Origin of the sequence: Corallococcus macrosporus, from assembly GCF_017302985.1 — a bacterium.
GTDB lineage: Bacteria > Myxococcota > Myxococcia > Myxococcales > Myxococcaceae > Corallococcus > Corallococcus macrosporus_A.
In genome coordinates this window covers 1,085,624-1,094,727 of sequence record NZ_JAFIMU010000002.1, presented here as the reverse complement: position 1 = coordinate 1,094,727, position 9,104 = coordinate 1,085,624, and the positions used below count along the sequence as shown (strand labels likewise).

The window sequence follows — 9,104 nt, the reverse complement described above, 5'->3', positions numbered from 1 at the left end:
ACTGGGCGTTCTGCTTGGGCTTGAAGGCCACGGACTCCAGGCGGCACGTCATCTCCACCGGGCTGCCTTCCGCGGAGCCGCCGAAGAGGTACGCGGCCTCCACGCCCACGGGGATCTCCTTGCCCTGCACGTAGCCCGGCGCGGTGGTGCTGGCCGTCACCTTCATGCGCTCCGGGACGAACTCCTCCACGTTCACCGCGTAGGAGGCCAGGTCGCGGTCCGCCACCTTGAGGCGCACCCAGTAGTGGCCCGTGTCCTGGAACGCCGCGAAGGCCTGGTCGAACGACACGAGCCCCGCCGCGTTCGTCTTCAGCGTCACCTTGCGGATTTCCCGCTCGCGCGGGTCGATGACGCGCACCTCCACCGGCATGCCCGCGGGCGGCGCCAGGTTGTCCTGGCCGCGCAGCACCGCGGCCACGTGCGCGGTGTCACCGGGGCGGTACACGCCGCGGTCGGACCAGATGGAGGCGCGGTACGGCTGCTCGGCGCGGTACGGCTCGCCCTGCACGTCCGAGTTGGCGATCTCCGTCTTCAGCTCCTCGTACTTGAGGTACGTCAGCTCGTCGCCCTTGCGCGCCACCAGCGCGAACGGCGCGCTTTCGTCCACGCCGGGCGGGGGCACCTTGAGGTTGCAGCCCGCCTCGCCCTGCGTGGTGCAGCGGGCCACGGTCTGGCCGCTCTTCTTCACCAGCGACACCTCCACGCCGGACAGGGGCTCCGTGCTCTCCAGGCCCAGGGCCCAGACCCACACCTCGCCGGAGTCCTGGGAGCCCACGGCGGGACCGCCGCGCTTGGCCACGAGGCTCAAATCCGTGAGCAGGATGCGGGCGGCGGCCTTGTAGTCGCCGCGCTCGGCCGTGATTTCCACCAGGCCGCGCGTGCTGGCGGGCACCAGCGACGCCACGTCGATGTACGTGGTGAGCAGCGAGTCCGGCGTCGACTTGAGCGGCACCGCCTTGCGCACCAGCACGTTGCTCGTGCGCTCGTCCGCGGTCTCCGAGTAGTCACTGCCCATCCAGAAGACGAGGTTCTCCGGCGGCACGTTGCGCACCGTGAGCGTCACCTCCTCCACGTTGAGGTGCTGCAGGGGCAGGTTGCGCCACGCGCTGCGCGGCAGGTAGCGGCCGTTGGCGTTGAAGCGCACCTGGGGCTGGCGCGCGGGCACGGAGAAGCCGCGCGACCAGGCGCCCATGAGCGTGCCGCCGCCCACGGACAGCGTGCCCTCCGCGATGGAGAGCGTGTGCGGGCCGCGCTTGAAGTCACCGAAGATGCGGAAGCCTCGCCGCGAAGGGGCCACGGTGAACTTCACCTTCGGCTTGAAGCGGATGGCCTCCGCCGCCACCGCTTCGTTGAGCGAGCAGCCCTTGTTGTCGTCGTCGTAGTAGTACGAGTCCCACTGCTCGTCGGTGGGGCTGGCCGGAGCGTCCGACTCCACGTCGCGGCAGCTCACCTCGAAGAAGAAGCCGTTGGTCCCCTCCTGGAGGTTCACGAAGGTGATGTCCATGCGCTTGCCGCCATTCAGCGGGAAGCTGGACGTGGCCGCGGGCGCCTGCACGGTGGAGGCGCCCCCCGCGGCCGTCAGGCCCTCACGCAGGGAGAACTGCACCGTCGCGCCGGGCTTGAGCTTCGGGTGGGTGAGCACCACGGAGAGGGAGTTGCGCACGTCCGCGCGCGTGCTCCACTTCACGTCGCTGATGGCGGTGTCGCCCACGCGGAAGCTGGCGCGGGAGCGCACAGCGGCCAGGTCCACCGGGCCGGAGAAGTCCACGTTCGCCTCCACGCGGCCCTTCGGCAGGTCGATGCGCGTGGGGTAGAGCTGGGCGAACTTGAAGGCGTAGGTCGTGAAGTTGTAGCGCCACTCCCGCGCGTTCGGCGGCTTGATGACGCCCGCGTCGGTGTTCACCGCGTCCACGGACACGGTGTACGTCGTGCCGGCCGCGAAGCCCGAGGTGGGGGTGAAGAGCAGCGACGAGGGGCCCGTCCACCGCAGGCTGCCCGGGACCTCCGGCGACAGCGTGACGACGCTGCCGTCGATCTGCTCGTAGCGCGGGCGCACCGGCAGCGCGAACTCGATGACGACACCCGTGGGCAGGGCGTTCTCGCTGGCCAGCTCGTGGATGACGGGCGTGAGCTTCGAGGCCTGCACCGGCGCGGGCGTGGACGAGGACGTTGCGCCGGCATCAGGCGCCATGGCGGACGCGGGGGTGGCGGGCGGCGTCTTCGCGGGCTCCTGCTTGCAGCCGGCGACGAGCGCGCCCACGAGCAACGCCGGCAGCAGCCAGCGGGCACGGGGGGCGCGCGCTGCCTTCGGCGGGACTGCGGACTGCGGGGACATGTTTCCTCCAGGGGGTGGCGGCGGAACCGATTTCATGCCGCGTGCCGCGCATGGGACGCCTCGGAGGCGCACGGAAAGTGCGGCCCGGCGACCACGTGCCGGCGCTCCCCCGTGCGCGTCCGCGGGCCCACAGGGTGTCCGGGCAGCCACACTCGCGGGTGGCCTCCGGACGCGCTCGGGACGCGGGATTTCGACGTGAAGACTGGCGGTGAGACGCCTCGGCGGTCAACTGGGGTCCCTGGCCGGGACACGGAGGTGCGCCCCTGCCGGGCCGGTCCGGTCCCAACTGGTCCGACTGTCGGACCAGTTCGGGCCTGGCGCCTCCGGCGGGGGGAGCCGCACCGTTCTCACCTTCTCATCCAGGTGGACAGACCGCGTGTCCGACGGCTTAGGGTGCGCGGCCATGGTGCTGCCCGTCCGATTCGTCCTCATGCGCCCGCGCAACGCGGAGAACCTGGGCGCCGCCGCCCGCGCCCTGAAGAACTGCGGCCTGTCCGACTGGGCCTGGGTGACGCCGGAGGTCGAGGACCTGGGCCCGGCCCACCGGCTGGCCGTGCACGCGGAGGACGTGCTGGGTGGGGTGAAGCGGCCGGACACGCTGGACGCGGCCGTGTCCGACTGCGTCTGGGTGGTGGGCACCAGCTCCCGGAAGGTGGAGGGCAAGCGCCGGCTGTCGCCCCGGGCCGTGGGCGAGGAGCTGGTGGCGCGGGCGAAGCAGGGGCCGGTGGCGCTCGTCTTCGGCGACGAGCGCAGCGGGCTCACCAACGCGGAGGTGGAGCGCTGCCATGACCTGTCCGCGGTGCCCACCGCGCCGGAGCAGCCCTCCATCAACCTGGCGCAGGCGGTGCTGCTCTACGCCTACGAGGTCCGCATGGCCCACCTCGCGGACACCGCGCCGCCCCCAGGCCCCCTGCCCCTGGCCGCCACGGACGCGGAGCTGGCCCGCGTGGAGTCCACGCTGGAGGCGCTGCTGACCACGGGGGGCTTCCTCGTGGATGAGCAGCCCGGGCGCACGGCGGTGCGCGACCTGGTGGCGCCCCTGCGCCGCTCCCGCCTCACGCGCAACGAGGCCCGCCTCTGGCTGGCGGCGCTGCACACCGTGCGCAAGCACTTCCCCCAGTAGGGCGGACCTTCCGAGGACGACACCTGAGCAGGCAGGGGAACGCCCCTCCCGCGCGCGGCGGGATGCCCACGCGTCGCTACCTTTGCCGGAACCAGCGGAACCTTCGGGAAGGAGCACCGCGTGAACCACATGCCCTATGAGTCGATGATCGTGGGAGGCAGCGAGCCCGGCCCTGGCCGTCAGGCACCGGCCCACGAGGACAGCTACGAGGAACCCGGCCGCACGCCCGGGACGGCGGAGGACGGCGGACTGGAGGAGGAGCCCCACCGCATGGCGGACGGCGACGAGCCCGGTCCGACGCCGGGCTCCGCCGAGGGCGAGGATCCGGACGAGCCGTCCCGGCATTAACTCCCAGCACGCCGCCGCCCGAGCGCGGCTATGGTGCCGCGCCCATGCCTCGCAAGCCCGAACGGCCCCCCAAGTCCCCGCCCCGCCCCAACCGCTGGGAGGGCAAGGAGAAGCCGGACTGGCTCTCCCGCGCGCTCGCCCGCGCGGGCGCCATGCCCCAGGACGAAGCGGAGGCCGCCATCAAGGCGGGCCGCGTGAGCGTCAACGGCCGCGTTGCGACGACGCCGCTGACGCCCGTGCCACCCGACGCCGTCATCAAGGTGGACGGGCTGCCGGTGCGCAAGGAGGTGCCCACGCACGTGCTGGCCTTCCACAAGCCCGCGGGCGTGCTGACCTCCACCGCGCGCCAGCACCGCACGGGCACCGTGTTCGAGGTGCTGCTGCCCCAGTTGCCCCTGGAGCTGAACCGCTTCACATGGCACGCCGTGGGCCGGCTGGACGTGGACACCACGGGCCTGCTGCTCTTCACCAACGACGACAAGCTGGTGGCCCACTGCACGTCCCCGGAGACGAACCTGCCCAAGCGCTACGTGGCCACGGTGTTCAGCGTGGCGGACGACGCGAAGGTGGAGCCGCTGCGCCACGGGATGACGCTGGATGACGGCCCGGCGCGCCCCGCCGTCGTGCGCGTGCGCGACGAGCACACGGTGGAGGTGACGCTCACGGAAGGGCGCCACCACCAGGTGAAGCGCATGCTGGGCGCCGTGGGGCTGCCCGCCCGGGCGCTCCACCGGGAGGCCGTGGGCGACATCACCCTGGAGGGGCTGCCGGAGAGCGGCTTCCGGCTGCTCACCGACGAGGAGGTCCGCGAGAAGCTGCACTACTCCGGCCGGGACTGACTTCCCGCTGCCCTGTCCGCCGGGGTGGGGTTAGGGTGGGGTCCATGGCGGACTTCGACCTGGTGGTCATCGGCTCTGGCCCCGCGGGGGAATGGGGCGCGGTACAGGCCTCGCTCGCGGGCAAGCGCGTGGCGGTGGTGGAGCGGGAGCCGGTGCTCGGAGGCACCGCGGCCAACACCGGCACCCTTCCCTCCAAGACGCTGCGCGAGACGGCGCTGCACCTGTCCGGCTTCAAGGCGCGTGGCCTCTACAGCGTGGACGCGACGCTGCGCCACGAGGCCACCGTCTCCGACTTTCTCTTCCGCGAGCGCCGCGTGAAGCAGATGGAGCGCGAGCGCATCCACAAGAACCTCCAGCGCCACGGCGTGACGGTGTTCCAGGGCTCCGGCGCCTTCGTGGACGCGCACACCGTCGCGGTGAAGCGCGACGGCGCGGAGGTCGCGAGGCTCAGCGCCGGCACCGTCCTCATCGCCACCGGCTCCACGCCCTACCGGCCGCCGCTGTACCCCTTCGGGGACCCGCGCGTGCACGACTCGGATGAGATCCTCGACATCACCACCCTGCCCCGCACGCTGGTGGTGGTGGGCGGCGGCGTCATCGGCTGCGAGTACGCGTGCATGTTCGCCGCGCTCGGCATCCCGGTGACGCTGGTGGAGGTGAAGAACGACCTGCTGTCCTTCCTGGACGCGGAAATTGGCCAGCTCTTGCGCGACTGCATGGAGACGCTGGGCGTGCGGCTGCGCCTGGGCCAGACGGTGGAGTCCGCGCACGTCCCGGAGTCGCACGAGGAGCCCATCCGCCTGAAGCTGTCCACGGGCGAGGTGCTGGAGGCGGATCAGGTGCTGGTCGCCTCCGGCCGCACCTCCAACACCGCGGGCCTGGGCATCGAGGCGCTGGGCATCAAGCAGGGCAAGCGCGGGCAGATCGAGGTGGGGCTCGCGTACCAGACGGCCGTGCCGCACATCTACGCGGTGGGGGACGTCATCGGCTTCCCGGCGCTGGCCTCCACCTCCATGGAGCAGGCCCGCATCGCGGTGGAGCACGCGTTCGGCCCGGGCAAGCGCACGCTCACGCCCATCCTGCCCTACGGCATCTACACCATCCCGGAGGTGTCCATGGCCGGCGACACGGAGGAGTCCCTGCGCACGCGCAGCATCCCCTACGTCGTCGGCCGGGCCACGTTCGACACCAACCCGCGCGGGCAGATCATCGGCGAGCGGCAGGGCATGCTGAAGCTGCTCTTCCACCGCGACGACATGAAGCTGCTGGGCGTGCACGTGCTGGGCGAGCAGGCCTCGGAGCTGGTGCACGTGGGGCTCACCGCGCTGCTCACCGGCGCCACCGCGCAGCTCTTCGTGGAGACCTGCTTCAACTACCCGACACTGTCGGAGGCCTACAAGGCCGCCACCTACGACGCGCTGGATCAGGTCCGCGTCAGCAGCGCCTGATCCACCGGGCTCAACGCGAGTCCTTGAGGCTGCCCACGGTGAGGCCCGACTCCAGCCGGGCCACCCGGTTCACCCCGTCCCCGGACACCCGGGCCAGCGGAGGCGCCGCGGCGGGCGGCGCGGCCTTGGAGGCGGCCGGCCTGGGCGCGGCCCCCGTGGAGGCCCCCCCCCGCCCCGGAGCGCCCTGGAGCAGCGAGCGGATGCGCTCCCAGCGGACCTTCTCCTCCGCCATCAGCCGCACCAGCTCCTCGCGGGCGGACGCATCCGGCAGGTCCGAGGCGGCCGCCGCCACCTTGTCCATGAAGGGCAGCAGGTATCCGAAGTCCCGGTCGAAGCTGTTGGGAGGGTTCGCCATGGGGGCACCTTAGCCGTGGTAGACGCGCGACGCGACGATGCGCCCGCCCTTCACCTCCAGCACCTCCGCCACCGGCAGGGGGGCCTCGTTGGGCGCATGGCGCAGGTACTCCATGAACACCCGGTCCCCGTCCGCCGTGAGCGCCGTCTCCTCGTAGCGCAGGCCCGGCAGCCGGGCGATGGCGTCCCTCCACCACCGCTCCAGGGCCGGCCGGCCCACCAGGCGCCCGCCCGTCTCCGGGTGCAGGACGCGAATCTTGGGCGAGGTGTGTGTTGCATCCTCCGCGTAGAGCGAAACCAGGGCGGTGACGTCGTGGGCGTTGAAGGCCTTGAGCCAGGCTCGGGCCAGGGAGAAGTTTTCGCTCGCGCTCATTGTTATGAGACCTCAGTCGGAACCGGGAACGGCGGAACGTAGGCGGATGTACGCCCTACGTCATGCGGATTTGTCTGGTAACTGGGTCCTGTGGGAAGTAAGGGCCCCGCCTGCTCTGTTCCCTCAGGCAATTTTTTCAAACGAAGAAGGACCGGATCGTGGCCTCCAACGTACCCATCGAGAAGATTCGTAACATCGGTATCTCCGCCCACATCGACTCGGGCAAGACGACGCTGTCCGAGCGCATCCTGTTCTACACGGGCAAGATCCACGAGATCCACGAGGTCCGCGGCAAGGACGGCGTGGGCGCGGTCATGGACTCGATGGACCTGGAGCGTGAGAAGGGCATCACCATCCAGTCCGCCGCCACGTACGCGATGTGGGGCGACTTCAACATCAACCTCATCGACACGCCGGGACACGTGGACTTCACCATCGAGGTGGAGCGCGCGCTCCGCGTCCTCGACGGTGCCATCCTGGTGCTCTGCTCCGTGTCGGGCGTGCAGTCGCAGTCCATCACGGTGGACCGCCAGATGAAGCGCTACAAGGTTCCGCGCATCGCGTTCATCAACAAGATGGACCGCTCGGGCGCGAACTACGACCGCGTTGCCGCGCAGCTGAAGGAGAAGCTGGGCCACCACGCGGTGAAGCTCCAGTACCCCATCGGCGCGGAGGACCGCTTCCAGGGCCTCATCGACCTGCTGTCGATGAAGGCGTTCTACTTCGACGGCGAGAACGGCGAGCACATCCGTGAGGAGGCCATCCCCGCGGACATGCTGGACGAGGCCAAGCTGCGCCGCGACGAGATGATCGAGGGCATCGCCAACGTCGACGACGAGCTGGGCGAGGCCTTCCTCATGGACCCGGCCTCCATCACCGAGGCGCAGCTCCGCGCCGCCGTGCGCCGCGCCACCATCGCGCTGAAGATGACGCCGGTGATGTGCGGCTCCGCGTACAAGAACAAGGGCGTGCAGCTGCTCCTGAACGCGGTGTGCAGCTACCTGCCCAACCCCAAGGAAGCGACCAACGAGGCCCTCGACCAGAAGAACAACGAGGCCAAGGTCATCCTGGAGTCGGACCCGGCCAAGCCCTTCGTCGGCCTGGCGTTCAAGCTGGAAGACGGTCGCTACGGCCAGCTCACCTACATGCGCATCTACCAGGGCAAGGTGAGCAAGGGCGACTTCATCATCAACCAGGTGAACCAGAAGAAGGTCAAGGTTCCGCGCATCGTCCGCATGCACGCGTCGGAAATGCACGACGTGAACGAGGCCACGGCCGGCGACATCGTCGCGCTGTTCGGCATCGAGTGCGCCTCCGGCGACACGTTCACCGACGGCACCGTGCAGTACACGATGACGTCCATGTTCGTGCCGGACGCGGTCATCTCGCTGGCGGTCACGCCGAAGAACCGCGACACGCTGGCGAACTTCTCCAAGGCGCTCAACCGCTTCCACAAGGAAGACCCCACCTTCCGCGTGCGCCGTGACGAAGAGTCCGCGCAGACCATCATCAGCGGCATGGGCGAGCTCCACCTGGAGATCTACATCGAGCGCATGAAGCGCGAGTACAACTGCGAGGTGGTCGCCGGTAAGCCCCAGGTGGCGTACCGCGAGACCATCTCCCAGAAGGGCGAGTTCGCGTACACGCACAAGAAGCAGACCGGTGGTTCGGGTCAGTTCGCGCGCGTGTGCGGCTACGTGGAGCCCCTGCCCTCGGACGCCGTGCAGCAGTACGAGTTCGTGGACGACATCGTCGGTGGCTCCATCCCGCGCGAGTTCATCCCCGCGTGCGACAAGGGCTTCCAGGAGGCCGTGAAGAAGGGCAGCCTCATCGGCTTCCCCGTGGTGGGCCTGCGCGTGGTCATCAATGACGGCGCGTTCCACGCGGTCGACTCGTCCGAAATGGCGTTCAAGACGGCCGCCATCATGGGCTTCCGCGAGGGCTACGCCGCCGCCAAGCCGGTCATCCTCGAGCCGATCATGAAGGTCGAAGTCACGGCTCCGGAAGACTTCCAGGGTTCCGTCGTCGGCCAGCTGAACCAGCGCCGCGGCACCATCCTGGAGACGGGCACCGCGGAAGGCTACGTCACGGCCGTGGCCGAAGTGCCGCTGAACACGATGTTCGGCTACTCCACCGACCTGCGCTCCGCGACCCAGGGCAAGGGCGAGTTCACGATGGAGTTCGCCAAGTACATGCCGGTCCCGCGCAACGAGGCGGAGGCCCTGATGGCGCAGTACAAGGAGAAGCAGGCCGCGGAGCAGGCTGCCCGCAAGTAGTCCGGGTG

At 70.2% G+C, this 9,104-nt stretch carries 8 protein-coding genes; 5 read left to right on the top strand and 3 right to left on the bottom strand.

The window, feature by feature from the left end:
• Positions 1 to 2,335 (bottom strand): Ig-like domain-containing protein (locus JYK02_RS04755; RefSeq protein WP_242588322.1); only part of this gene is annotated, 2,335 nt, incomplete at its 3' end.
• Positions 2,336 to 2,738: 403 nt separating this feature from the next.
• Here JYK02_RS04755 and JYK02_RS04750 point away from each other — a divergent pair.
• From JYK02_RS04750 to sthA, 4 genes are all read left to right on the top strand, one after another.
• Positions 2,739 to 3,458: an RNA methyltransferase gene (locus tag JYK02_RS04750; RefSeq protein ID WP_207048639.1), complete on the top strand. Its 720-nt coding sequence runs from the start codon at positions 2,739 to 2,741 to the stop codon at positions 3,456 to 3,458.
• Positions 3,459 to 3,578: 120 nt separating this feature from the next.
• A complete protein-coding gene (locus tag JYK02_RS04745; protein WP_431603467.1) occupies positions 3,579 to 3,806 on the top strand; it encodes a hypothetical protein in 228 nt (75 codons plus the stop codon).
• 44 nt (positions 3,807 to 3,850) lie between these two features.
• Entirely contained in the window at positions 3,851 to 4,645 is a 795-nt protein-coding gene (locus tag JYK02_RS04740) for a pseudouridine synthase (protein WP_207048638.1), read from the top strand.
• A gap of 44 nt (positions 4,646 to 4,689) precedes the next feature.
• A complete protein-coding gene (gene sthA / locus JYK02_RS04735) occupies positions 4,690 to 6,093 on the top strand; it encodes a Si-specific NAD(P)(+) transhydrogenase (protein WP_207048637.1) in 1,404 nt (467 codons plus the stop codon).
• 10 nt (positions 6,094 to 6,103) lie between these two features.
• Here sthA and JYK02_RS04730 read toward each other — a convergent pair whose 3' ends face one another.
• Together JYK02_RS04730 and JYK02_RS04725 are read right to left on the bottom strand one after the other, a co-directional pair.
• Positions 6,104 to 6,448 (bottom strand): hypothetical protein, encoded by a 345-nt coding sequence (locus tag JYK02_RS04730; protein ID WP_207048636.1) that lies wholly within the window; start codon positions 6,446 to 6,448, stop codon positions 6,104 to 6,106.
• Positions 6,449 to 6,457: 9 nt separating this feature from the next.
• Positions 6,458 to 6,820 (bottom strand): nuclear transport factor 2 family protein, encoded by a 363-nt coding sequence (locus JYK02_RS04725; protein WP_120548854.1) that lies wholly within the window; start codon positions 6,818 to 6,820, stop codon positions 6,458 to 6,460.
• 158 nt (positions 6,821 to 6,978) lie between these two features.
• On the opposite strand from JYK02_RS04725, the gene fusA reads away from it, so the two are divergent.
• On the top strand, positions 6,979 to 9,096 hold the full coding sequence (gene fusA / locus JYK02_RS04720) for an elongation factor G (RefSeq protein WP_207048635.1): 2,118 nt from the start codon (positions 6,979 to 6,981) through the stop codon (positions 9,094 to 9,096).
• Positions 9,097 to 9,104 lie beyond the last annotated feature (8 nt).

Bases quoted from the DNA above. Each gene is read 5' to 3' on its own strand.
- JYK02_RS04750 (WP_207048639.1), top strand. From the start codon at position 2,739: ATGGTGCTGCCCGTCCGATTCGTCCTCATGCGCCCGCGCAACGCGGAG.
- JYK02_RS04740 (WP_207048638.1), top strand. From the start codon at position 3,851: ATGCCTCGCAAGCCCGAACGGCCCCCCAAGTCCCCGCCCCGCCCCAAC.
- sthA (WP_207048637.1), top strand. From the start codon at position 4,690: ATGGCGGACTTCGACCTGGTGGTCATCGGCTCTGGCCCCGCGGGGGAA.
- JYK02_RS04730 (WP_207048636.1), bottom strand. From the start codon at position 6,448: ATGGCGAACCCTCCCAACAGCTTCGACCGGGACTTCGGATACCTGCTG.
- JYK02_RS04725 (WP_120548854.1), bottom strand. From the start codon at position 6,820: ATGAGCGCGAGCGAAAACTTCTCCCTGGCCCGAGCCTGGCTCAAGGCC.